This window comes from Pseudomonas sp. P7759, assembly GCF_013386445.1.
Lineage (GTDB): Bacteria > Pseudomonadota > Gammaproteobacteria > Pseudomonadales > Pseudomonadaceae > Aquipseudomonas > Aquipseudomonas azotoformans_A.
Window position 1 is genome coordinate 12,750 of sequence record NZ_JACART010000008.1, and the last position, 24,030, is coordinate 36,779.

The window sequence follows — 24,030 nt, forward strand, 5'->3', positions numbered from 1 at the left end:
CCCGTTGGAGTGCGCAGCGCTCCCGATTTTTGGGGCCGCTGCGCAGCCCAGCGGGAGCAAGCTCCCTCGCCACAGAGGCTTCATCTACACTGGCAGGCTGGTGGTGGACTTGATCTCCGACAACGCCACAATCGAATTGACCTCCTGAATCCCCGGCACCATCGACAACTTCTCGAAGAAGAACCGCTCATAGGCCTCGATGTCCGAGGTGACGATGCGCAGCAGAAAATCCACCGCCCCCATCAGCACATAACACTCCAGTACTTCCGGAAACCCGCGAATCGCGTCGGTGAACTCGGTGAAGTTGGAGCGGCCGTGGGCGTTGAGTTTGACCTCGGCGAAAATCTGCGTGTTGAGGCCAATCTTCTTGCGGTCCAGTAACGTCACCTGGCCGCGAATCACCCCCTCTTCCTTGAGACGTTGAATACGCCGCCAGCACGGTGACTGGGATAAGCCGACCTGCTCGGCGATCTGCGCGCTGGACAGCGAGGCATCCTCTTGCAGCAGGGCCAGGATACGGCGGTCGTAGACGTCCAACTCGCTGTGCATATAAATTCCTTCCATTACGTTTATTTTGAATCAATCAATTCAAATAACTTTCAAACAAGCCCATCTTAGATAAGAAATCTCCGTTGTCGAATGTAAAAATTTCTCCAGTCGAATCTGGAGTCTTCCCATGCACGCCGTCGAAACCACTCACACTGTTACCCGCGTCGATGCGTGGGCCGTCACCAGCATTCATTGCCAGGCGCACTACCGGATCGTCGCCGAGGCGGAGCCGGATGTTTTATGCCGGGTCCTCAACTATTTCGCGCTGCAATGCCTCACGCCGCGACAGGTCACGGTGAATCGGGAAGATGACCTGCTGCACATCGACATCGTGATGGATGGCCTGAGCTGGCACCGCGCCCAAGTGATCGGTGAAAAGATTCGAAACCTGATCAGCGTGTGCACGCTGGATATGCGGTCGGCTGACTCCATGGGGCCTCAAGCGGTGGTGGCGGTCGCCCAGTAAAAGCCTGCAATACACGCTGGGAGGCAGATATTCATCGGCTGGCTAGCCTGGGATTTACACCCACGGCCCCCCAGGAAAACCTTCATGCCGGTTGATCAACGATTGGAACTGCATCAGCTGTTGCCGGCTTTGGTCGAAGGGCGGCTGATCACGCCTGAGCTCGCCCAACGCTTGTCGGCATTGCCGGCCAGCAACACTCAGCATCCGCTAGAGAGCATCGCAGCCCAAGGCCCGTGCCTGGAAACCCTGACCGAATGGCTCGCCCGACAGGCCGGGCAACCCTATCTGCGCATCGACCCGTTGAAGATCGACGTGGCGACGGTGGTGCCGCTGATGTCCCACGCATTCGCCCAGCGCCACGCCATCCTCGCGGTGGCGGTGGATGCGCAAACCGTCACGGTCGCCAGCGCCCAGCCCCATGTCACCAGCTGGGAAGCCGGGCTCTCGCAGGTGCTCAAGCGTTCAATCAGGCGCGTGGTCGCCAATCCCCAGGACATTACGCGCTGCATCGGTGAGTTCTACCGGCTGGCGAAGTCCGTCAGCGGCGCCGATCAAAAGGTCGTGGCGCCTGGCAATGTCGACCTGCTCAACCTCGGCGCCAGCGACCAGGAGCCGGATGCCAACGACGCGCACATCGTCAATATCGTCGATTGGCTGCTGCAGTACGCGTTCGCCCAGCGCGCCAGTGATATCCATATCGAACCCTGCCGTGAACAGGGGCGTGTGCGCTTTCGCATCGACGGGCTGTTGCATGACGTCTATCAGTTCCCGCCCCAGGTGACGATGGCCGTCGTCAGCCGCCTGAAAAGCTTGGGCCGTATGAACGTGGCAGAAAAACGCAGGCCCCAGGACGGCCGGGTCAAGACCAAAAGCCCGACGGGCGCGGAAGTTGAACTGCGCCTTTCCACCTTGCCCACGGCGTTTGGCGAGAAGCTGGTGATGCGGATATTCGACCCGCAGGTGCTGCTCAAAGGCTTTGACCAGTTGGGTTTGTCGGCTGATGACCAGCGACGCTGGCAATCCATGACGCGCCAAACCCACGGCATCATCCTGGTGACCGGCCCGACCGGTTCAGGCAAGACCAGCACGCTCTACACCACGCTCAGGCAACTGGCGACCCGGGAGGTCAACCTGTGCACCGTGGAAGATCCCATTGAGATGGTCGAACCGGCGTTCAACCAGATGCAGGTGCAGCACAACATCGACCTGACCTTCGCCAGCGGCATCCGCGCGTTGCTGCGCCAGGACCCGGACATCATCATGATTGGCGAGATCCGCGACCAGGAGACCGCCGAAATGGCAATCCAGGCTGCACTGACCGGGCATCTGGTGCTGTCGACCCTGCATACCAACGACGCACCCAGCGCCATCAGCCGTTTGCAGGAACTGGGCATTGCTCACTATTTGATCAAGGCCACACTGTTGGGGGTGATGGCGCAGCGGTTGGTGCGGGTTTTGTGCCCTCACTGCAAGCAGGCGCAGGGTGAGGTCCATGAGGCGGTCGGATGCGTGGAATGTCGACACAGCGGTTATCGGGGCCGAGCCGGTGTGTACGAAATCATGGTGCTGAACGAAGCGCTCAAGACGCTGATCACGCCCGGCGCCGATGTGCAGGCGCTGCGCCAGGCGGCGATTGCCCAAGGCATGTGCAGCCTGCGCATGGCTGGCCTGCAAAAGGTCGAGGCGGGGCTGACCACGATGGCGGAAGTACTGCGAGTAACGCCTGGGGATTCGGTAACAAATCCTTTGTTTGATCAACAGTGAAACCGTTCTTATCGGTGACAACACCGTTACAATCGGCCCAACGTCGTTTCACTGACACATTCAGATAGGGAATCGCTATGCAGATCGGAACCGTACTGCTTCTTTTCGTGGGCTTGGCCATCGCCATCCTGTTCATGGGCTTCAAGGTCGTCCCCCAGGGTTACCAGTGGACAGTCGAGCGTTTCGGCCGCTACACCAACACCCTCAAGCCTGGGCTGAACATCATTATCCCGGTCATGGACCGCATCGGTCGCAAGATCAACGTGATGGAAAGCGTGCTGGATATCCCGCCCCAGGAAGTCATCACCGCCGACAACGCCACCGTGCAGATCGACGCCGTGTGCTTCTTCCAGGTGGTCAACACCGCCCAGGCGGCGTACGAGGTCAACAACCTCGAACACGCCATCCGCAACCTGCTGCAAACCAACATCCGTACCGTGCTCGGCTCCATGGAGCTGGATGCCATGCTCAGCCAGCGTGACGGTATCAATGAAAAACTGCTGAAAACCGTAGACGAAGCCACCGCACCGTGGGGCATCAAGATCACCCGTATCGAGATCAAGGACATCAGCCCGCCCGCCGACCTGATGGCCGCCATGTCGGGCCAGATGAAAGCCGAACGGATCAAGCGTGCACAAATCCTCGAAGCTGAAGGCCTGCGAGCCTCCGCGATCCTGACCGCAGAAGGCAAAAAGCAGGCGCAAATCCTGGAGGCCGAAGGTAGCCGGCAGGCGGCATTCCTTGAGTCCGAAGCCCGCGAGCGTCAGGCCGAAGCTGAAGCCCGAGCGACCCAGGTGGTATCGGAAGCGATTGCGTCGGGCAACGTGCAGGCGGTCAATTACTTTGTCGCACAGAAATACATCGATGCGCTGGGCAAGCTGGCATCGGCCAACAACAGCAAGGTCATCCTGATGCCGCTGGAAGCCAGCCAGGTGATCGGTGCAGTCGGCGGTATCGGCGAGATCGTCAAGGCAACGTTCGACAACAAGAAAGGCTGAGGCCAGCGCCATGTGGGATTTCCTGCAGCATCTGTCGTTTTGGGATTGGCTGGCACTGGGTACGGTGTTGTTGATCCTTGAGGTATTCGGCGCCGGTGGTTACCTGCTGTGGATGGGCATCGCGGCGGCGGCCGTGGGTGTGATCAAGTTTTTGGTGCCACCCTTGGGGCTGGAGTGGCAACTGCTACTGTTTGCCGTGCTGTCGATCGTCACAGCCGTGTATTGGTGGAAGCGCCAGCGCAGCAGTGCCAAAGCCAGCGACCAGCCTGGCCTCAACGAGCGCGGCTCGGAACTGATCGGCCGCACCTTCGTGGTGCATCAGGCGATTGTGGACGGTCGGGGCAAGGTAAAGGTGGGTGACGGCGTGTGGATGGTCACTGGCCCGGACAGCCCCGTAGGCGCTCAAGTCCGGGTAGTTGCCCAGGAAGGTGTGGTGTTAAGGGTTGAAACTGTTTAGTCAGTGATGGAACTCGGTTGGACTAACTACAATCATAAAGTACAGATAACCCACCCGGAGTCACCCATCATGCGTCTTAAATATGCTGTCGCAACCCTTGCTGTGCTTTCCCTCCCTGTCGGTTCAGCCATGGCCGACAGTTTCTGGCGCAACGTCATCTCGTCCGGCGCCACTACCGGCTCGACATACCTGACGTTCAAGGACCACAAGCTGGTGGTCGCCGCGCAAGACGACGCAGGCAGCTTTGTTGCCAGCGATGGCGGCATCCGTGGCCCATACCTGGAAGCCGCGATGCAGAAAGTCCGCGCCGATAACCCTGGCCTGCAAGCCACGGATATGGAGCTGGCCAACGCCATCCTCGCGAAAAACGCCGTTACCGAATAACTCGGGCTCGATAAAAAATGCCGCTTTGAACAGCGGCATTTTTTTGCCTTCATTTCCTACGGTTATACCCGCCGAGTACTACGCATAGGTTCCTGCTTTCAATGTGGAGTACAGAGAAGTCCTGTCGAGCCTCATTCTGCTGGGCAACAAGCTATGGGTTCCTTTTTAAATAAAGCGAATCACTGCCCATGCACAAGATTGCCTACGTACTGCTGCTCTCTGCATTTGCGACCTCCTACGCCCAGGCAGAAAGCTGGTACGGATCAGCAAAATTCAACAACGCCCGCCAGAACCTTTCCAGCTCGCTGCTCACCAGCCCTCGTGTGACTGAACGAGTGGACGCCCCAGATAGCACCAAGTCATTCGTAGCCTCTTTCGCCGCAGGTTACGCCTTTGAGAATGGCTGGCGCCTGGAAGGGGAATACACAATGCCGAACAACTCGACATTCAAATCCTACTGGGCCCCCTTCAATGCCAACGTCAACAGCATGCACGTCCAGAGCCAACGCTTGATGCTCAATGGCTATAAAGACATCCCGATCAACCCATGGTTATCGTTCTACGGCATGGCCGGCGTGGGTGTCGCTCGCATTGAAGCCGAAGGCTATCAAACCAACGAGACCCGTCGCTTTGCCAATAATCGCCAGCACAACTTTGCCTACAGTGTGGGCATGGGACTTGAAGCCAAGGTCAGTGAGCAAATCACACTGGGGGCTGGTTATCGATATATCGCCATGGGCGATGTTGAAACCGGCTACAACACATTCGCAAACCGTGTGAACGCCAGGGATGAACAACTCAAAGGCAAGCTCAAGGAACAAAATGTGTTCCTGGAAGCGCGCTACGCCTTCTAAAGCCCGTAGAGAATGCCGCTGTTGAAGCGGCATTTCTTACTTAAACACTGACGATTCATTCACAGGCGACAGGCTATATTCAGTCACACCGTGTAACCATACCGGTACTGATCGCTTACTCATCGCCAATCTGAAACGGATGCCTTCGTCGTCATGAGCCAACAGCCTTTCCTGCCTTTCTCCAAACCCACCATTGATGAAGCCACCATCTCGGCGGTCGGCGATGTACTGCGCTCGGGCTGGATCACCAGCGGGCCGAAGGTGCAGGCATTCGAGGCTCAGCTGTCGGAATACTTTGGCGGCCGGCCGGTGCGCACCTTCAACTCGGGCACCTGCACCATGGAGATTGCCCTGCGCATTGCCGGTATCGGGCCGGGCGATGAAGTCATTACCACGCCGATCTCCTGGGTGGCCACGGCCAACGTGATTCTGGAAGTCGGCGCCACGCCGGTGTTTGCCGATATCGACCCGATCACCCGCAACATCGACCTGGCTCAGGTGGAGGCGGCGATTACCCCGCGCACGAAGGCGATCATCCCGGTTTACCTGGCCGGCCTGCCCCTGGACATGCCGATGCTGTATGCACTGGCGAACAAGTACAACCTGCGTATCGTCGAGGACGCTGCCCAGGCATTGGGTTCAAGCTGGGATGGCGAGCGCATCGGCGCCACCGGTGATTTCGTGTCGTTCAGCTTCCAGGCCAACAAGAACATCACCTCTTCCGAGGGCGGTTGCCTGGTGTTGAACAATGCCGAGGAAGCGCGTCTGGCCGAAAAGTATCGCCTGCAGGGCGTCACCCGCACCGGCTTCGATGGCTTGGATGTAGATGTGCTGGGCGGCAAGTTCAACATGACCGACATCGCCGCCGCCATTGGCCTGGGGCAGTTTGCTCATATCGAGAAGATCACCGCGCATCGCCAGAACCTGGCGCGACACTACTTCAAGTGCTTTGGCAGTGATTTTGAAGCGTTGTACGGCGCACAACTGCCACCGGCCGACTTCGAAAACAGCAACTGGCACCTGTTCCAACTGGTGCTGCCAGAGCGTCAGGACGGCCTGCCGGCCCGCGCCACCTTCATGGAGCAGATGCAGGCCCACGGCGTCGGCATTGGCTATCACTACCCGCCGATCCACCTGCTGAGTCTTTATCGGGCACAGGGCTTCAAGGAAGGCATGTTCCCGGTGGCAGAAAAGGTCGGTCGTTTGATCGTGTCGTTGCCGATGTTCACGGCGATGACGGAGGCGGATGTGGAGCGGTCGGTAGCGGCAGTGAAAGCGGTTCTACAGCGCTGAAAGCACATTGCGGGAGCCGGATAACCGGCTCCCGCAACAGAATCACTCGCCGATGGCGGCTTTGTAGCCAGCAGCATCCAGCAGTTTTTCCAGATCAGCCGGGTTGCTCGGCTTGAGCTTGAAGATCCACGCGCCGTACGGGTCGGAGTTCAGCAGCTCAGGGCTACCGCTCAGCTCTTCATTGACGGCAATCACTTCGCCTGCAACCGGAGCGTAGATGTCCGAGGCGGCCTTCACCGACTCAACCACACCCGCTTGGCCGGCAGCGTCAAACTGCGCGCCCACTTCGGCCAGCTCAACAAACACCACATCACCCAACGCTTCCTGAGCATGGTCGGAAATACCGACGGTCACGGTGCCGTCAGCTTCCAGGCGTGCCCATTCGTGGCTTTCGGCAAAACGCAGGTCGGCAGGGATATCGCTCATAATCTGTGTCCTCAAGAAGTAATGTCAGCGGCCATTGGCCTGCCGGAAATAGGTTAGATCAAGGTTTTGCCATGGCGCACGAAGGTCGGTTTGACCACTCGAACCGGGTACCACTTGCCGCGGATTTCCACTTCGGCCCGATCAGCGGTTGCCGTCGGTACTCGCGCCAGGGCAATGGATTTGCTCAGCGTAGGAGAGAAACTACCACTGGTGATCTCCCCTTCGCCAATATTGGCGATACGAACCACCTGGTGAGCGCGTAGAACCCCACGCTCTTCCAGTACCAGCCCGACCAGTTTGAACTGCACACCTGCCGCTTTTTCTGCTTCCAGCGCGGCGCGACCGATGAAATTGCGTTCGGCAGGCTCCCAGGCAATGCTCCAGGCCATGTTCGACGCCAAAGGCGAAACATCCTGATGGATGTCCTGACCGTAGAGGTTCATACCGGCTTCCAAACGCAGGGTATCGCGGGCGCCAAGGCCGATGGGGGAAATACCGGCACCTACCAGGTCGTTGAAAAAGCCCGGCGCCTGTTCGGCCGGCAGGACAATTTCCAGACCATCTTCGCCGGTGTAACCCGTACGCGCGATAAACCAATCGCCGTCGGCCTGGCCTTCGAAGGGTTTGAGCTGGTGAATCAGCGCGCCGCGCGACTGGGTCACCAGCTCGGCAATCTTCTGCCGGGCGTGGGGGCCTTGGATGGCAAGCATGGCCAGCTCAGGGCGTTCATGCAGTTGCACCTGGTAACTGCCCAGTTGCGCGTGCATCCAGGCCATGTCCTGATCACGGGTGGCGGCATTCACCACCAGGCGATAGGCAGCTTCGGTGCGGTAGACAATCATGTCGTCCACCACGCCGCCCTTTTCGTTGAGCATGGCGCTGTACAACGCACGGCCGCAGCCGTGCAGGCGTTCGACATCATTGGCCAGCAGGTACTGGAGCCATTCCTTGGCCTGGGGGCCGGTGACATCGATCACGGTCATATGAGATACATCGAACACCCCGCAGTCACGTCGCACCTGGTGGTGTTCTTCAACCTGCGAGCCGTAGTGCAGAGGCATATCCCAACCGCCAAAATCGACCATTTTCGCGCCGAGGGCGAGATGCAGGTCATACAGAGGCGTACGCTGTCCCATGGGTTTCTCCTTCCGGGCGTGGCGAAGGTGCGCGGAGCTACTGTTCGCGCTGAACACCTTGAATTACAAGGCCTGCAGCCACGCCCAGCGACCCGCTCCGAAAGACGAAGCGCACCGAATGTCGCGCATTGTAGCCGCAAGCCGTAGGACTGGCACCTAACCGATTTGCCGGGCGGAGCGTCGAATCAGCCCGATCACCGGCAACAGGCCGACCAACACCAACGTCAACGCGGGCAAAGAGGCCCGTGCCCATTCACCTTCACTGGTCATTTCAAAGATCCGCACGGCGAGCGTGTCCCAGCCGAACGGGCGCATCAGCAGGGTCGCGGGCATTTCCTTGAGCACATCGACAAACACCAGCAGTGCCGCACTCAAGGTCCCCGGCAGCAGCAACGGCAGATACACTTTGCAAAACAGTCGCGGGCCACTGACGCCAAGACTGCGCGCAGCTTCCGGCAAGGAGGGCCGGATGCGCGCCAGGCTGTTTTCCAACGGCCCATAGGCCACCGCCAGGAAACGCACCAGATACGCCAGCACCAACGCCGACAGGCTGCCCAACAGCAATGGTTTGCCCGCCCCGCCGAGCCAGCCGGACAGCGGCACCACCAGTTCGCGGTCCAGATAGCTGAACGCCAACATGATCGACACCGCCAACACCGAACCCGGCAACGCATAACCGACATTGGCCAGGCTGATGCCGGAGCGGATCGCCCGCGTCGGCGCCAGCCGGTTGGCGAATGCCAGCACCAGCGCCACGCTGACCGTGATCAGGGCAGCGATCCCGCCCAGATAAAGCGTGTGCACAATCAGGCCGGAGTAGCGTTCATCCAGGTCGAAGCGACCGCGCTGCCAGAACCAGGCAACCAGTTGCAGCATCGGGATCACAAAGGCACAGGCGAACACCAGCCCACACCAACTACTCGCCGCTGCCGCCTTGAACCCGCGCAGGTGATACAGCGCCTTACCCCGTGGCCGCTCGTTGCTCGGTCGACTGGCGCCCCGTGCGCGCCGCTCGCCATACAGCACCAGCATCACCACCAGCAGCAACAGGCTGGCCAACTGGGCCGCGCTGGACAGGCTGAAAAAGCCGTACCAGGTCTTGTAGATGGCGGTGGTGAAAGTATCGAAGTTGAACACCGAGACCGCACCAAAATCCGCCAGGGTCTCCATCAATGCCAACGCCACCCCGGCGCCAATCGCCGGCCGCGCCATGGGCAGGGCCACATGCCAGAACGCTCGCCACGGCGATTGCCCCAACACCCGCGCCGCTTCCATCAGCCCTTTGCCCTGGGCCAGAAACGCCGTGCGCGCCAATAGATAAACGTAGGGATAGAACACCAGCACCAACACGATGATCACACCGCCGGTGGAACGCACCCGAGGCAGCCTCAAGCCACTGCCAAACCATTCGCGCAGCAGGGTTTGCACCGGGCCGGAGAAATCCAGCAAGCCGACAAACACAAAAGCCAGGACGTACGCGGGAATGGCGAACGGCAGCATCAACGCCCAATCGAGCCAGCGCCGGCCGGGGAACTCGCAGAGGCTGGTCAGCCAGGCCAGGCTCACACCCAACAGGGTCACGCCGACGCCGACACCCAACACCAGGGTCAGGGTGTTGCCGAGCAGGCGCGGCATCTGGGTTTCCCAGAGGTGGGACCAGATTTGTGCATCGATGCTTTGCCAGGACAGTAACAGCACGCTCAGCGGCAGCAGCACCAGGGCAGCGACGGTGAAGACCGGCAGGTACCAACGGCGTTGGGCGGGGTGGGCCAATGAGAAACTCTCAGAATAATAAATATTTTCAAGGCGCCGCTAACCAATGTGGGAGCGGGCTTGCTCGCGAATGCAGTGTATCAGCCACACATGTATCGACTGACACGACGCTTTCGCGAGCAAGCCCGCTCCCACATTTCGATCTGCGGCGTTTTAAAAATTTAGTTCCAGCCAGCCCTATCCATCAACCGAATCGCCTCAGCCTGGCGCTTGCCCGCCACTTCCACCGGCAAGGTGTCCGCCACGAACTTGCCCCAGCTCGCGACTTCCGCCGAGGGCGGTACGGCCGGGTTGGCCGGGAATTCCTGGTTCACGTCGGCAAAGATCTTCTGCGCCTCAGGCGTGGTCATCCACTCCATCAGTGCCTTGGCAGCTTCCGGGTGCGGTGCGTGCTGGGTCAGGCCGATGCCCGACAGGTTCACATGCACGCCACGGTCGCCCTGGTTCGGCCAGAACAGCTTTACCGCCAGCTCCGGCCTCTGCTTGTGCAAGCGGCCGTAGTAGTAGGTGTTGACGATGCCCACATCGCACTGCCCGGCATTGATGGCCTCCAGCACGGCGATGTCATCGGAGAACACGTCGGTGGACAGGTTGTTCACCCAGCCCTTGACGATTTCTTCGGTCTTGGCGGCGCCGTGGGTTTCGATCAGGGTGGCGGTCAGCGACTGGTTGTAGACCTTTTTCGCCGTGCGCAGGCACAGGCGGCCTTCCCACTGTTTGTCGGCCAGGGCTTCGTAGGTGGTGAGGTCGCCCGGTTTTACCCGGTCGGTGGAATAGGCGATGGTCCGCGCGCGCAGGCTCAAGCCGGTCCAGGTGTGTTTGGACGAGCGGTATTGCAGGGGAATGTTCTTGTCGATCACCGAGGAAGTGAACGGTTGCAGGATGCCCATTTGCTCAGCCTGCCAGAGGTTGCCGGCGTCGACGGTGAGCAGCAGGTCGGCGGTGGCGTTTTCGCCCTCGGCCTTGATGCGCTGCATCAGCGGGGCTTCCTTGTCGGTGATGAACTTCACCTGTACGCCGGTTTTCTGGGTGTAGGCATCGAACACCGGCTTGATCAGTTCGTCGATGCGCGAGGAGTAGACCACCACTTCGTCGGCGGCCTGCACGGTGGTGCTGCCGATCAGGGTGAGTGCCAGGGCAGTCAGGAGGCGCTTGGGTGCCAACATGGGTGCGGTCTCTCATTTGCAAAAAGAGGGCAAATGATAAGGACTCACATTTGGTAGCGCTTGGTGGAGGCGTTACCAGATGTTGCATGGCCAGGATTTGCAGTGCGGCTTATGGCCTCATCGCGGGCAAGCCCGGCTCCCACAGGGGATAGCATTTCAACCTCAGGGTTTGGCGAGCTCCGGAAGGTCGCCGGTCAGACCCAGCGCCTGGCGCACAAAGACGGCCTTGGCCTCGGGCATCTGGTCGACCATTTTCAATCCAGCGTTGCGCAACCAGCGCAGCGGCAGTTGATCGGCCTGGAACAGTCGCTCAAAACCTTCCATCGCCGCCATCAACGCCAGGTTGTGCGGCATGCGTCGACGCTCGTAGCGGCTCAGCACCTTTACATCCGCCAGGCGCTCGCCGCGCTCGGTTGCCGACAACAAGACTTCAGCCAGTGTCGCCGCATCCAGGAACCCCAGGTTCACGCCCTGCCCCGCCAAGGGATGGATCACGTGCGCCGCGTCGCCAATCAACGCGAGGCCTTCGGCCACATAGCGCTTGGCGTGACGCTGGCGCAGTGGCACGCAGACGCGCGGGTCGGCGCTCAGCACCGTGCCGAGCCGCCCTTCGAAGGCGCGCTCCAGCTCACGGCAGAAGCTTTCATCATCCAGCGCCATCAAGCGCTCGGACTCGGCCGGCGTGGTCGACCAGACGATCGAACACCAATCTTCCTGCCCCTCTCGCACCAGCGGCAAGAACGCCAATGGGCCGGTGTCGGTAAAGCGTTGCCACGCGGTGCGCTGGTGCGGCTGGCTGCTGCGCACGCTGGTGACGATGGCGTTATGCAGGTAATCCCATTCGCGGGTCGCGGTGCCGGTCAGGCGGCGCACAGCGGAATTGGCGCCATCGGCAGCCACCACCAACGGCGCGCGCAGCGTGCGGCCGTCGGCCAGGGTCAGCAGCCAGTCATCGCCGGAGCGGCGCATCTGTTCCAGGCGTGCATTGGCCAGCAGGCCCAGGTCGCAGTCGTGCAGACGGTCGAGCAGCGCATCCTGCACCACGCGGTTCTCGACGATATGCCCCAGCACTTCGGCATGCACACTGGCGGCGGAAAAATGGATCTGCCCGGTGCCGCTGCCGTCCCACACTTGCATCTCGCCATAAGGGCTTGCACGGCGCGACACAATCCCGTCCCATACGCCCAGACGTTCAAGGATACGCTGGCTCGCGGCCGACAAGGCGCTCACGCGGGGTTCGAATGCGGCCTCGCGGTCGAACGGCTTGACGCTCAGCGGGCTGCCGTCGAGCAGCAGCACCTGCAAGCCACTGCCCTGCAACGCCAGCGCCAGGGCGCTTCCGACCATTCCGGCCCCGACAATCAGCACATCTGCGCGCATGTCCATGCTTTAAGCCTGTCTCGCTGGCGGCTTGCGCCGCACGTAAAGGGTTTTGTCGACCCGCGCCACCAGGGTGCCGGAGCCGTCATGAATCTGGACCTTGAGGTGGGGCAGGTACTTGTCGCCCCCTTCGGTCTGCCGGCGGATCTCATCGAGCAAGGCATCATCGATGGAAAACTCGGCATACACCGGGCCTTTGCCCGGCGAGATGAAATCGATGCTCGCCGCCTTGTCCCACACGATGTAGTCGCGGCCCAGGTTTTCCATCAACAGCAGCATGTAGAACGGGTCGACCATCGAATACAGGCTGCCGCCAAACTGTGTGCCGACGTAATTTCGGTTGTACCAGCCCAGGCCCATGCGCACTTTGACATGCCGGAAATCCGCGCTCAGTTCTTGCACCCGTACACCCGCGCCGAGGTACGGCGGGTACAGGCTCAGGAACCAACGCAATAACCGCGCCTTGCCCACACGTTGGATCAACCAGTTACGCATCGGGACGTGTACCCAGGCCCATGGCCTGACGGGCGAACCAGCGCTTGGCCGGCGGCAGCAAGTCCAGGCCCAGCAGGCCCATGTTGCGGCCCAGGGCGACCAGCGGTTGGGCGCTGCCAAACAGGCGCGTGACCTGATCGGAGAAGCCCACGGTGAGCTTCTGGTCCAGGCGCTGACGCTCGCGATAGCCTTGCAAGGTCGCCAGGTCACCTGGCACCTGCGGTCCGGCCAGCAAGGCCTCGGCCAGCGCATTCGCATCGCGCAGCGACAGGTTGAAGCCCTGCCCGGCAATCGGGTGCAAGCTGTGAGCGGCATTGCCGAGAATCGCCAAGTGCGAGCGTACTTGCTCCTCCGCTTCCACCAATGTCAGCGGGTACAGATGACGGGCGCCCACTTGCTTAAGCGTGCCCAGGCGGTAGCCGAATACGCCCTGCAATTCACTCAAGAAGCTGCGCTCATCGAGATTGGCCAGGCGCTGGGCATCCATGCCGATGCGCGTCCACACCAGCGCGCAGCGGTTGTCCGGCAGCGGCAACAGGGCCATCGGGCCTTCGTCGGTGAAACGTTCGAAGGCTTCGCCGTTATGGGATTCGCTGGGGGTGATGTTGGCGATCAACGCGCTCTGGTTGTACGGGCGGGTTTTCACGCCGATGCCCAATTGCTCGCGCAAGCCGGAACGGCCACCGTCAGCCAGCACGGCGAGGTCGCATTCCAGAACGGTTTCATCATTGAGGGTCAGGCGGTAGCCATCGGGCAGCGGCTCCATGCGCGTGACTTCGGCCGGGCAACGCCAGCTGACCACGTCTTTGTCCAGGCCTTGCCACAGGCATTGGCCCAGCCAGGCGTTTTCCACCACATAGCCGAGGGCCGGTACGCCCTCTTCCATGGCAGACAAGCGCGCGGTGGAGAAACGCCCACGGTCGGACACATGGATCTGCTTGATCGGTTCGGCGCGGCGCGAAATGTCCTGCCACAAGCCCAAACGCTGATAGATCTGCCGCGCGCCGTAGGACAGCGCCGAAGAGCGCGCATCGTAGCTCGGCTGGTAGCTGTCGCCCGGCGCAAAAGGTTCGATCAGCACGATCTTCCAGCCGCGCGCCTTGGCCCCAGCCTGCAACGCCAGCGCCAGGCTGGCGCCGACCAGGCCGCCGCCAATGATTGCCAGGTTGACCCGGCTCATCGGGCAGCCGCCATCAGCGCTTCAATTTCAGCGACGGTCTTGGGCACGCCACCGGTCAGGATTTCACAGCCTTGCTTGGTCACTACCACGTCGTCCTCGATGCGTACGCCAATGCCACGCCATTTCTTTGCCACATTCGGGTTGTCCGGCGAAATATAAATGCCCGGCTCTACGGTCAGCGCCATGCCGACTTCCAGCACCCGCCATTCACCGCCCACTTTGTACTCGCCCACATCATGCACATCCATGCCCAGCCAGTGGCCGGCGCGGTGCATGTAGAAGGCTTTATAGGCTTCGCTGGCGATCAGCTCGTCGACGTCACCCTGCAGCAACCCCAGCTTCACCAGACCGGCAGTAATCACCTGCACGGTGGCCTCATGCGCCTGGTTCCAATGCTTGTCCGGAGCGATCTCGGCAAACGCGGCCTCCTGGGAAGCCAGCACAATTTCGTAGATCGCCTTCTGTTCCGGCGAAAATTTGCCATTGACCGGCCAGGTGCGAGTGATGTCGCTCGCGTAGCAGTCAATCTCGCAACCGGCGTCAATCAGCACCAGGTCGCCGTCCTTGAGCAGCGCGTCATTCTGCTGGTAATGCAGGATGCAGCTGTTGCGCCCGGCGGCGACGATGGAGCCGTAGGCCGGCATTTTCGCGCCGCCTTTGCGGAACTCATAATCCAGTTCGGCTTCCAGGCTGAACTCATATAGGCCGGCGCGGCTGGCTTGCATCGCCTTCACGTGGGCCGCGCAGGAGATTCGCGCGGCCTCGCGCATCACCTTCACTTCTGCCGCCGATTTATACAGGCGCATGTCGTGGAGCAGATGATCCAGGGCAACGAATTCGTTCGGCGGCTGGGCGCCCAGGTGGGCCTTGGAGCGGATCACGTTGATCCATTCCATCAGGTGCCGGTCGAACTCGGCATTGCTGCCCATGGCCGAGTACACCCGATCGCGACCTTCGATGAGGCCGGGCAGGATGTCGTCGATATCGGTGATGGGGAACGCGTCGTCGGCGCCAAAGTCACGGATCGCGCCTTCGGTGCCGGCGCGCAGGCCGTCCCACAGTTCGCGTTCGGCGTTGCGCTCGCGGCAGAACAGCACGTACTCGCCGTGCTGGCGACCGGGCATGAGTACGATCACCGCTTCCGGCTCGGGGAAACCGCTCAGGTACTGGAAGTCACTGTCCTGGCGGTACACGTGTTCGACATCACGGTTGCGGATCGCCACGGCGGCGGCCGGCAGGATCGCGATGCTGTTGGGTTCCATCTGCGCCATGAGCGCCTTGCGGCGTCGGGTGTATTCCGCTCGGGGGATATGGATCATGGGCAGATGGGCTTCCTTTCTTAGTGCAGCGAAGGCTTGGGCGCAGCGGGCTCAGCGGACTTCTTGGTCTCGGTGAACAGCAGCAGCGGCGCGACGCGCAGGTATTCCATGACTTCCATGTAATCGCCTTCGCCGTCTTCGGACTCTTCCAGAGCGTCTTGCACCTGGGAGATCGCTGCCAGGTCCTGCAACACTTCCTTGGCGTCGGTGCTCAGTTCCAGGCCGCCGGCGTTGACGCCAAAGCCGTGGAGGAAGCCTTGGCACCATTGGCCCAGGGCAGCGGCGCGCTCGGCGAGCGGTGCGTCGTCGGTCGGCAGCAGCAGGACCACGGTGACGTCATCACCGGTCAGCTCGCCCTTGACCATCTCTTGCAGGCCGATCAGCGCGTTACGCACGTTGTCGGTCGGCTCGGTCTCAAGCAGCTCGGCCACGTCAGCCAGCCAGTTGTCGGCATCAAAGCCAACGCCGGTGCAGCTACGGCCCAGCAATACGCCGTGCAGTTCAGCAGGCGAGCAAGGGTGGCCGCTGGTGCTCAGCAGTTTGGAAAAAGCGTCGTACGGGGAGTTCTGAATAGGCATGGTGAGCTAGGCGCCAGACGGCGCAATGTCTAGAATGGAGCGCTGTATCCTAGCACCGGCAGACGTACCAAGACTATCAAGGGCGTCAGATCGTTTATCCTGCAGTTGCCATTCATCAGACAAATCCAGTGGAACCCAATGGAAGACACCGACCTGCAAGCGCTGATGGCCAGACTCGAATTGCTAATTACCCGGGTCGAGCAACTAAAGAGCCAAAACGGACTCCTATTAGCTCAGGAAAAGACCTGGCGCGAGGAACGCGCTCACCTCATTGAAAAAAACGAAATCGCCCGGCGTAAGGTCGAATCGATGATTTCGCGCCTGAAGGCCCTGGAGCAAGACTCATGAGTTCAAGCAATAGCGTCACCGTGCAGATCCTCGATAAAGAATATTCGATCATCTGCCCCCAGGAAGAGCGCAACAACCTGGTGAGCGCCGCCCGCTACCTGGATGGCAAGATGCGTGAAATCCGCAGCAGCGGCAAAGTGATCGGCGCCGACCGTATCGCCGTGATGGCCGCGCTGAACATTACCCACGATCTGCTGCATAAGCAGGAACGCCCTGACGTGCAGGCCAGCGGCTCGACGCGTGAGCAGGTGCGTGACCTGCTGGAGCGTGTCGATCTGGTGCTTTCCAGCGATTCAGACGCACCCAAGGGCTGATTGCCGCGACGGTTTAAGGTATACTCGCCCCACTCCCTGGCGTGTTTGCCAGTCGGCGATGTCCCTGAGCCGATTCGCACTACCCTGGAAGTTGCACGTTGGGCTGGTGTGCATGTCCGCTAGACGGAAAGCCTTAAAGCCTACTGCATCTTCCACCTTGAACTTTCGGGTTCAAGGGCTAAGTCGACAGCGGCTCTGTCGGGGAGCCTGAATTCCCAAACTCAATGCCAGTCCTCGGACTGGCATTGTTTTATGAGCCGGAAACCATGACCGAACCTGCGCCGCTTTCCCGTCCGCAACTTCGACGCATGTTGCGCAAAGCCCGCCGCGCCCTCACGCCGAGCGAGCAGCGCAAGGCCGCCCAGGGCCTGTATCGGCAACTGGCACAGCACCCGCTGTTTCGCCGGGCCAAACATATCTCTTTATATCTACCGACGGACGGTGAAATCGATCCGCGCCTGCTGCTGCGCGCCGCCCAGCGCCGGGGCAAGGCCACTTACCTGCCGGTGCTCAGCGCCTGGCCACGGACCAAGATGGTGTTCCAGCGCGTGCGGCCTGGGGAAAAGCTGCTGCCCAATCGCTTTCGCATCCTGGAGCCACGAGTGAATATCAGCCGCCAGCGCAAAGTCTGGGCCTTGGACCTGGTGCTGTTGCCGTTGGTGGGGTTCGATGATGCCGGTGGACGCCTGGGCATGGGCGGCGGGTTCTACGATCGCAGCCTGGCTTACCTGGCGCGCCGCCAAAGCTGGCGCAAGCCGACATTGCTTGGCCTGGCCCATGAATGTCAGAAGGTCGATCGATTGATACAGGCAAGCTGGGATGTGCCGTTGGCGGGCACCGTCACCGATAAGCATTGGTATAGTGCGAAGACGCCACTGGAATCAGCGGCGCCTTAGAAAGAAGAGTCAGCGTTTGAACGGTTGCGGCTGCTGCTGAGCCAGTTCAACGGGCGCATCGGTCTTGTTCGACCACAAGCTTTGGGCATACCCGGTGGTCACGACGCCCAGACCAAACAAAATCACCAAAATCCATAGTAAATCCGGTTTACGTTGCATCGATTGCCCCCCTGCAGGCACCTCGTACACGATGACAACAACGTTCCAAAGTAGTCCGTTGCAGCTGCGTCAAGCTTTAAAAGCCGGCATTCTGCGGTAACGTGAACCAACACGCAAACCTTGGCGCCAACCGACTGTCGGTTTGTCATCAAATTGCCTGACAACTTGCCCACTGCTTTTTTCAGGAGCCCAAAAATGGCCTATTGGCTGATGAAATCCGAGCCCGACGAACTCTCTATCAAAGGCCTGGAAAAGCTCGGCGAAGCGCGCTGGGACGGGGTTCGCAACTACCAGGCGCGCAACTTCCTGCGAGCCATGGCGGTGGGTGACCAATTTTTCTTCTACCACTCCAGTTGCCCGGAGCCGGGCATTGCCGGCATCGGCAAAATCGTCGAGGCGGCCTACCCGGACCCCACCGCGCTGGAGCCCGAAAGCCACTACTTCGACGCCAAGGCCACCCCGGAAAAAAATCCGTGGAGCGCGATCAACGTCGCCCACGTCCAGACCTTCCCCAACGTGCTTGGCCTGGGCTACCTCAAACAACAAGCCGCCCTTGCCGAACTGCCCCTGGTGCAAAAAGGCAGCCGCCTTTCAGTGATGGCCGTCACGCCCGAGCAATGGGCCGCCGTGATCAATTTGCTTTAACTGACCGGTATCAAAGCCCCGCCGGGGCAAACCGCTCAAACTAGGACGCTAATGCCGCAGGAAGCAGCCATGTCGACGAACCACCACGCCTCACGCCTTTTCGCCATCGCCCTCATTGCCCTGTTGCTGGGCGCCGGCGGCTTCGGTTACTGGCGCTCCACCCAGGACCGCCTGCCCGAAGGCCTGAGCATGGGCAACGGCCGCCTGGAATCCACCGAAGTGCAGATCGCCGCCAAGATCCCAGGGCGCCTGGCAGAGGTGCGGGTGGACGAAGGCGACAAGGTCCTCAAAGGCCAACTGCTCGCACGCATGGACACCCGCACGCTGGAAGCCCAGCGCGCCCAGGCCGAAGCCGAAGTGCTGCGCGCCAAGGAAAACTTCGCGGCCGCCGAGGCCAACGTGCAACTGCGCCAGAGCGAGCAACTGCTGGCCAACCAGGAACTCAAGCGCACCCAGGAACTGTACAAACGCGGCTTCGCCAGCAGCCAGCTGATTGACCAACAGCAGGCGCGGCAGAACACCGGCAACGCCGCCGTGATTGCCGCGCAAGCCCAAGTCAATTCGGTCAAGGCGGCGATTGGCGCCGCCGAAGCCCAGGTCGCCCAGCTCACCAGCGAGATCGACGACAGCAGCCTGCGCGCGCCCATCGACGGAATTATCCAACTGCGCCTGGCCGAGCCGGGCGAAGTGCTCGGCGCGGGCGGGCGTGTCCTGTTGCTGATCGATCCCAACGATCAATACATGAACCTCTACCTGCCAGCCTCCGTCACCGGCCGCCTGACCGTCGGCAGCGACGCGCGCATTCTGCTCGACGCCCTGCCCAACCAACCGCTGCCGGCGAAGATCAGCTTTGTCGCCGCCAAATCCCAGTTCACCCCCAAGGAAGTGGAAACCCGCGACGAGCGCCAGAAACTGGTGTTCCGCGTCAAACTGCGCCTGACCCAACCCAGCGCCGTGCCCCAGGCCAAACCCGGCATGCCCGGCGCCGGCTACGTGCGCACGGCTGATATCGACTGGCCGGCCAACCTGCAATGACCGCCCTGGCGCTGCAAGCCACGGCGATCAACCATCGCTATGGCAAGCAACAGGCCCTGCTCGACATCACGTTCAGCCTCCCGGCCGGTACGCGTTGCGGGTTGATCGGGCCGGATGGCGCGGGCAAGTCGAGCCTGCTGGGCTTGATCGCCGGGGTCAAAAAGCTCCAGGACGGTCAACTGCAAGTGCTGGGCGGTGCGATTGAAGACCGCCGCCACCGCAACAGCCTGTACCCGCGTATCGCCTTTATGCCTCAAGGGCTGGGCGGCAACTTGTATCCCGAGTTGTCCATCAGCGAGAACATCCGTTTCTTTGCCACGTTGTTTGGCCTGTCGAAAGCCGACTGCGACCAGCGCATGCACAACCTGCTGCTGGCCACCGACCTTGCGCGCTTCGCAGAACGCCCGGCCGGCAAGCTCTCCGGCGGGATGAAACAGAAACTCGGCCTGTGCTGCGCGCTGATCCACGACCCGGACCTGTTGATCCTCGACGAGCCCACCACCGGCGTCGACCCACTGTCACGCCGGCGCTTCTGGGAACTGGTCGAAAGCGTCCGCCAAGAACGCCCGCAACTGACGCTGCTGGTGGCCACGGCCTACATGGAAGAAGCCGAGCAATTCGAACATTGCCTGATGCTCGATCGCGGCAAGCTGATTGCAGAAGGACTAAGCCGTGAATTGGCGGGCGCGACCGCCAGCGGCAAACTGGACGGAGCGTTCACCCACTTCCAGGGCGACAGCGCCCACGACAACCAGCCGCTGGTGATTCCACCGCGGCAAAGCGACAACGCCGATATCGCCGATATCGCCATCGAAGCTCACGACCTGACCCTGCGTTTCGGCGATTTCACCGCCGTGAACAAGGTCAGCTTCGCCATTGGCCGCGGCGAGATCTTCGGCTTCCTCGGCTCCAACGGCTGCGGCAAGACCACCACCATGAAGGTGCTCACCGGCCTGATGCCCGCTACCGAAGGCAGCGCGACGCTACTGGGCAATCCGGTGGACGCCAAGGACCTCGAGACCCGCAAGCGCGTGGGTTTCATGTCGCAAAGCTTCTCGTTGTATGGCGAACTCAGCGTGCGCCAGAACCTGGTGCTGCATGCGCAACTGTTCGACTTGCCCAAGGCCGACAGCGGCCCGCGCATCGATGAGCTGATCCAGCGTTTCGATCTCGGTGACGTGGCCGAACAACCGTCCGGCGAGCTGCCCCTCGGCTTGCGTCAACGTTTGTCATTGGCCGTGGCAGTGCTGCATCGCCCGGAAGTGCTGATCCTCGATGAACCGACTTCGGGCGTCGACCCGGCGGCGCGAGATGATTTCTGGCGATTGCTGATTGAGCTGTCCCGCGAACAAGGCGTGACGATTTTCCTGTCCACGCATTTTATGAACGAGGCCCAGCGCTGCGACCGCATTTCCCTGATGCACGCGGGCAAGGTGCTCGCCTGCGATACGCCGCAAGCGCTGCAACGACAATTCCAGGGCGACACCTTGGAAGCGGCGTTCGTCACCTGCCTGGAACAGGCCCAAGGCGAACCCGAGCCCACGGTGCCCGCCGCAACCGTCAGCGAAACCAGCGCGCCGCCGGTGAGCAAACGCGGTTTCAGCCTGGCCCGCCTATTGGCGGTGGCCAGCCGCGAAGGCAAAGAGCTGCTGCGCGACAAGGTGCGCATGGCCTTCGCGTTGCTGGGCGCGATGTTCATGATGGTGATCTTCGGCTACGGCATTTCCCTGGATGTGGAGAAACTCGCCTTCGCCGTCTACGACCAGGACCAGACGCCGCAAAGCCGCGCCTACCTGGAGGCGTTCCGAAGCTCACGCTACTTCGCCGAGCAACCGCCGATTCAGGACTCAACTGAATTGCACCGGCGCCTGCAACGTTCGGAAATCAAACTGGCCCTGGAGATCCCACCCGGCTTTGGCCGCGATCTCTACGCTGGCCGCCAGCCCAGCGTGGCCGCCTGGCTCGATGGCGGCATGCCGTTTCGCGCGGAAACCAGCCGCAACTATGTCGAGGCCGTGCACCAGGAAAACCTTCAGCAACTGGCCGAACTGAGCAGCCTGCCGCGCAACAATCCAGCAGCCGCCAAGCTGGAAACGCGCTTTCGCTATAACCAGGACGTGGTCAGCGTCAACGCCATCGGCCCCGGTGTGATGGCGCTGATCCTGGCGTTTATCCCGGCGATGCTCACCGCCCTCGGCATCGTGCGCGAGAAGGAACTGGGCTCGATCACCAACTTCTACGCCACGCCCCTGACGCGCCTGGAATTCCTGCTCGGCAAACAGGCGCCGTACCTGGCCGTGAGCCTGGTCAACCTGGCGGTATTGGTGGCGATGAACCGCTGGCTGTTCGGCGTGCCGTTCAAGGGCAGCGGCCTGACGCTGGCGTTCGGCGGCCTGCTCTATGTGCTGGCGACCACCAGCATGGGCCTGCTGATTTCGGCGTTCACTCGCACCCAGATCGCGGCGATCCTCGGCACCATGATCATCACCAGCCTGCCGACCATTCAATTCTCCGGGCTGATCGTGCCACGCTCGTCCCTGGAAGGCGCGGCGGCGTTGATGGGCATGCTATTTCCGGCGGGGCACTTCCTGGATGTCGCCGTGGGCACCTTCACCAAGGCCTTGGACCTGCGCCAGTTGTGGCCGCAATGCTTGGCGCTGTTCGGGTTCTTTGTCGGGTTTACCGGGCTGAGCCTGGTCATGCTCAAGAAGCAGGAGGCCTGATGCATAAGTTCGCGCATATTCTGCGCCTGGGCATTAAGGAACTGACCAGCCTGCGCCATGACAGCGTGTTGCTGCTGTTTCTGTTCTACGCCTTCACCGTCGCCATCTATATGCCCGCCGCCGGCTCGGTGATTGGCGTACACAACGCCAGCGTGGCGTTTGTCGATGAAGACCACAGTTCGCTGTCGCGGCAACTGGCCGAAGCGCTGCAGCCGCCCGAGTTTCAAGCGCCTACCCCTCTGGCCTACGACCAGTTGGACAAGGTCATGGACAGCGGCGAATACACCTTCGTGATCAATGTGCCGGCGAACTTTCAGGCTGATCTGCTGGCCGGTCGCCAACCCGGCGTGCAGGTGAACGTAGACGCCACGGCCATGAGCCAGGCGTTCATGGGAGCGGGCTACATCGGGCGGATTTTCCAGCGCGAATTGCTGACCTACAGCGGGCAAGCCGCCGCCAGCCAGGCGCCCGCCCTGCTCACGACGCGCGCGCTGTTCAACACCAACCTGGAGGGTGGATGGTTTTTGGCGGTGATCCAGATCGTCAACAACATCACCATCCTCGCCATTATCCTGACCGGCACCGCCCTGCTGCGCGAACGCGAACACGGCACCCTCGACCATCTGCTGGTGCTACCGCTGACGGCGCTGGAAATCATGCTGGCGAAAATCTGGAGCAACATGCTGGTGGTGGTGCTCTGTACCTGGCTGTCGTTGGAAGTGGTGGTCAAAGGGTTGCTCGGCGTACCGCTGGCGGGGTCGTTGAGCCTGTTTCTGTTCGTGACGGCGCTGTACTTGTTTGCCAGTACGGCCTTGGGGATTTTCCTGGCGACGCTCGCGCGATCGACGCCGCAGTTCGGCCTGCTGGCGATTCCGGTGATCATCCCGATGCTGCTGCTCTCCGGCGGCAGTACGCCGTTGGACAGCATGCCCGAGTGGTTGCAGTGGGTGATGCAGGGCTCGCCGTCGACGCATTTTGTGAGTTTGAGTGCGGCGATTCTGTTTCGGGATGCGGGGATGGGGGTGGTGTGGCCGGATTTGCTGGCGTTGGCGGGGATTGGGCTGGTGTTCTTTGCAGTGGCACTGGCGCGGTTCAGGAAGAGCCTGGCTTCCTGAAACCGCACCCTATTGGTGATTACTGGATAATCAAGTTGTTGAACAACAGATCTTCCACCACCGGCTTGCCGGTCTCGTCATTCATCACTTGCTGGGTTTGCTTCAGGGCCTCCTGACGCAGTTTTTCCTTGCCTTCAACGGTGCTCATGGCCTCGTTGGTCTGCTGGGTGAACAGCGCCACCAACTGATTACGGATCAGCGCGTCGTTGGCTTTGACGGCAGCGGCGGCTTCGGTGCCGGTCACGCGCAGAGCGATGTCGGCCTTGAATACCTTGAGCTTCGCCGTGCCATCCAGGCCGTAGTTGCCCACAAATGGCGGGCTCAGGCTGATATAGCTGACCTTCGGCGCCTCGCCTTCTTTGGCTTCTTCGGCTTGGGCCGCCATCGGCAACGTCAGGGCCAGCATCAACAGGATCCACGCTTTCACAGTTCATTCCTCACATTCGGTTGCCGGGTAGCATAACGCTAGCAAGGCAGAGCACAAGCTTATGGCGGCTTATCAGGCCGGGGCATGCTCGTTGACCCACGGGCGTACCCTCCTACACTTATCGGCCACGACGCCAAAAGGAATAGTCCG

26 protein-coding genes and 1 other RNA gene are annotated in these 24,030 nt (G+C 61.2%); 15 read left to right on the plus strand and 12 right to left on the minus strand.

Annotated features, from left to right (window positions below; translation table 11 throughout):
- Positions 1-84: 84 nt before the first annotated feature.
- Positions 85-549, minus strand: coding sequence for an Lrp/AsnC family transcriptional regulator (locus HX823_RS10860; protein ID WP_038843139.1), 465 nt, complete (start codon positions 547-549; stop codon positions 85-87).
- Between the two features lie 127 nt (positions 550-676).
- On the opposite strand from HX823_RS10860, the gene HX823_RS10865 reads away from it, so the two are divergent.
- From HX823_RS10865 to HX823_RS10895, 7 genes are all read left to right on the plus strand, one after another.
- Complete coding sequence (locus HX823_RS10865) at positions 677-1,015, plus strand: hypothetical protein (RefSeq protein WP_177074868.1); 339 nt, start codon at positions 677-679, stop codon at positions 1,013-1,015.
- Positions 1,016-1,099: 84 nt separating this feature from the next.
- The gene (locus HX823_RS10870; RefSeq protein ID WP_177074869.1) at positions 1,100-2,779 is read left to right on the plus strand and encodes a GspE/PulE family protein; all 1,680 of its coding nucleotides are present in this window, start codon (positions 1,100-1,102) and stop codon (positions 2,777-2,779) included.
- A 77-nt stretch (positions 2,780-2,856) separates the two neighbouring features.
- On the plus strand, positions 2,857-3,777 hold the full coding sequence (locus HX823_RS10875; RefSeq protein ID WP_010207363.1) for an SPFH domain-containing protein: 921 nt from the start codon (positions 2,857-2,859) through the stop codon (positions 3,775-3,777).
- A 10-nt stretch (positions 3,778-3,787) separates the two neighbouring features.
- Positions 3,788-4,234, plus strand: coding sequence for an NfeD family protein (locus HX823_RS10880; protein ID WP_038843145.1), 447 nt, complete (start codon positions 3,788-3,790; stop codon positions 4,232-4,234).
- Positions 4,235-4,303: 69 nt separating this feature from the next.
- Complete coding sequence (locus HX823_RS10885) at positions 4,304-4,618, plus strand: DUF2388 domain-containing protein (protein ID WP_003176799.1); 315 nt, start codon at positions 4,304-4,306, stop codon at positions 4,616-4,618.
- A 188-nt stretch (positions 4,619-4,806) separates the two neighbouring features.
- Positions 4,807-5,472 (plus strand): outer membrane protein, encoded by a 666-nt coding sequence (locus tag HX823_RS10890; RefSeq protein WP_177074870.1) that lies wholly within the window; start codon positions 4,807-4,809, stop codon positions 5,470-5,472.
- Between the two features lie 153 nt (positions 5,473-5,625).
- A complete protein-coding gene (locus HX823_RS10895) occupies positions 5,626-6,765 on the plus strand; it encodes a DegT/DnrJ/EryC1/StrS aminotransferase family protein (RefSeq protein ID WP_177074871.1) in 1,140 nt (379 codons plus the stop codon).
- A 42-nt stretch (positions 6,766-6,807) separates the two neighbouring features.
- On the opposite strand, the gene gcvH is transcribed toward HX823_RS10895, so the two are convergent.
- From gcvH to HX823_RS10940, 9 genes are all read right to left on the minus strand, one after another.
- The gene (gene gcvH / locus HX823_RS10900; protein WP_033897550.1) at positions 6,808-7,191 is read right to left on the minus strand and encodes a glycine cleavage system protein GcvH; all 384 of its coding nucleotides are present in this window, start codon (positions 7,189-7,191) and stop codon (positions 6,808-6,810) included.
- 53 nt (positions 7,192-7,244) lie between these two features.
- On the minus strand, positions 7,245-8,327 hold the full coding sequence (gene gcvT, locus HX823_RS10905; RefSeq protein ID WP_177074872.1) for a glycine cleavage system aminomethyltransferase GcvT: 1,083 nt from the start codon (positions 8,325-8,327) through the stop codon (positions 7,245-7,247).
- A 156-nt stretch (positions 8,328-8,483) separates the two neighbouring features.
- Complete coding sequence (locus tag HX823_RS10910; RefSeq protein WP_038843155.1) at positions 8,484-10,100, minus strand: iron ABC transporter permease; 1,617 nt, start codon at positions 10,098-10,100, stop codon at positions 8,484-8,486.
- A gap of 161 nt (positions 10,101-10,261) precedes the next feature.
- Positions 10,262-11,266: an extracellular solute-binding protein gene (locus tag HX823_RS10915; RefSeq protein ID WP_177074873.1), complete on the minus strand. Its 1,005-nt coding sequence runs from the start codon at positions 11,264-11,266 to the stop codon at positions 10,262-10,264.
- A gap of 162 nt (positions 11,267-11,428) precedes the next feature.
- Complete coding sequence (locus HX823_RS10920) at positions 11,429-12,646, minus strand: 2-octaprenyl-3-methyl-6-methoxy-1,4-benzoquinol hydroxylase (RefSeq protein ID WP_177074928.1); 1,218 nt, start codon at positions 12,644-12,646, stop codon at positions 11,429-11,431.
- A gap of 9 nt (positions 12,647-12,655) precedes the next feature.
- Entirely contained in the window at positions 12,656-13,141 is a 486-nt protein-coding gene (locus tag HX823_RS10925; protein WP_177074874.1) for a DUF4442 domain-containing protein, read from the minus strand.
- Positions 13,134-14,321 (minus strand): 2-octaprenyl-6-methoxyphenyl hydroxylase, encoded by a 1,188-nt coding sequence (gene ubiH, locus HX823_RS10930; RefSeq protein WP_068931510.1) that lies wholly within the window; start codon positions 14,319-14,321, stop codon positions 13,134-13,136. Before ubiH ends, HX823_RS10925 begins: the two co-directional genes overlap by 8 nt.
- Positions 14,318-15,640 (minus strand): Xaa-Pro aminopeptidase, encoded by a 1,323-nt coding sequence (pepP, locus tag HX823_RS10935; protein WP_133075518.1) that lies wholly within the window; start codon positions 15,638-15,640, stop codon positions 14,318-14,320. Before pepP ends, ubiH begins: the two co-directional genes overlap by 4 nt.
- A 20-nt stretch (positions 15,641-15,660) precedes the next feature.
- Positions 15,661-16,218, minus strand: coding sequence for a YecA family protein (locus HX823_RS10940; RefSeq protein ID WP_021492630.1), 558 nt, complete (start codon positions 16,216-16,218; stop codon positions 15,661-15,663).
- Between the two features lie 138 nt (positions 16,219-16,356).
- Here HX823_RS10940 and HX823_RS10945 point away from each other — a divergent pair, with 138 nt between their 5' ends.
- From HX823_RS10945 to HX823_RS10960, 4 genes are all read left to right on the plus strand, one after another.
- Positions 16,357-16,566 carry a TIGR02449 family protein gene (locus HX823_RS10945; protein ID WP_007982902.1) on the plus strand — a complete coding sequence of 70 codons (210 nt, stop codon included), beginning with the start codon at positions 16,357-16,359 and terminating at the stop codon, positions 16,564-16,566.
- Entirely contained in the window at positions 16,563-16,880 is a 318-nt protein-coding gene (locus HX823_RS10950) for a cell division protein ZapA (protein ID WP_003176812.1), read from the plus strand. Before HX823_RS10945 ends, HX823_RS10950 begins: the two co-directional genes overlap by 4 nt.
- Positions 16,881-16,910: 30 nt before the next feature.
- Positions 16,911-17,089, plus strand: a non-coding RNA gene (ssrS, locus tag HX823_RS10955) — 6S RNA.
- 57 nt (positions 17,090-17,146) lie between these two features.
- Positions 17,147-17,776, plus strand: coding sequence for a 5-formyltetrahydrofolate cyclo-ligase (locus HX823_RS10960; protein ID WP_033897543.1), 630 nt, complete (start codon positions 17,147-17,149; stop codon positions 17,774-17,776).
- A 9-nt stretch (positions 17,777-17,785) separates the two neighbouring features.
- On the opposite strand, the gene HX823_RS10965 is transcribed toward HX823_RS10960, so the two are convergent.
- A complete protein-coding gene (locus HX823_RS10965) occupies positions 17,786-17,935 on the minus strand; it encodes a hypothetical protein (RefSeq protein ID WP_010207387.1) in 150 nt (49 codons plus the stop codon).
- A 195-nt stretch (positions 17,936-18,130) separates the two neighbouring features.
- Here HX823_RS10965 and HX823_RS10970 point away from each other — a divergent pair, with 195 nt between their 5' ends.
- The 4 genes from HX823_RS10970 (at position 18,131) to HX823_RS10985 (ending at position 23,453) form a co-directional block, all read left to right on the plus strand.
- Complete coding sequence (locus HX823_RS10970; protein WP_038843174.1) at positions 18,131-18,580, plus strand: EVE domain-containing protein; 450 nt, start codon at positions 18,131-18,133, stop codon at positions 18,578-18,580.
- 69 nt (positions 18,581-18,649) lie between these two features.
- On the plus strand, positions 18,650-19,615 hold the full coding sequence (locus HX823_RS10975) for an HlyD family secretion protein (protein WP_177074875.1): 966 nt from the start codon (positions 18,650-18,652) through the stop codon (positions 19,613-19,615).
- On the plus strand, positions 19,612-22,338 hold the full coding sequence (gene rbbA, locus HX823_RS10980) for a ribosome-associated ATPase/putative transporter RbbA (protein ID WP_177074876.1): 2,727 nt from the start codon (positions 19,612-19,614) through the stop codon (positions 22,336-22,338). Before HX823_RS10975 ends, rbbA begins: the two co-directional genes overlap by 4 nt.
- A complete protein-coding gene (locus HX823_RS10985) occupies positions 22,338-23,453 on the plus strand; it encodes an ABC transporter permease (RefSeq protein ID WP_177074877.1) in 1,116 nt (371 codons plus the stop codon). The genes rbbA and HX823_RS10985 overlap by 1 nt, the downstream gene beginning before the upstream one ends.
- A 19-nt stretch (positions 23,454-23,472) precedes the next feature.
- On the opposite strand, the gene HX823_RS10990 is transcribed toward HX823_RS10985, so the two are convergent.
- Entirely contained in the window at positions 23,473-23,880 is a 408-nt protein-coding gene (locus HX823_RS10990; protein ID WP_032884296.1) for a flagellar basal body-associated protein FliL, read from the minus strand.
- Positions 23,881-24,030: the final 150 nt, after the last annotated feature.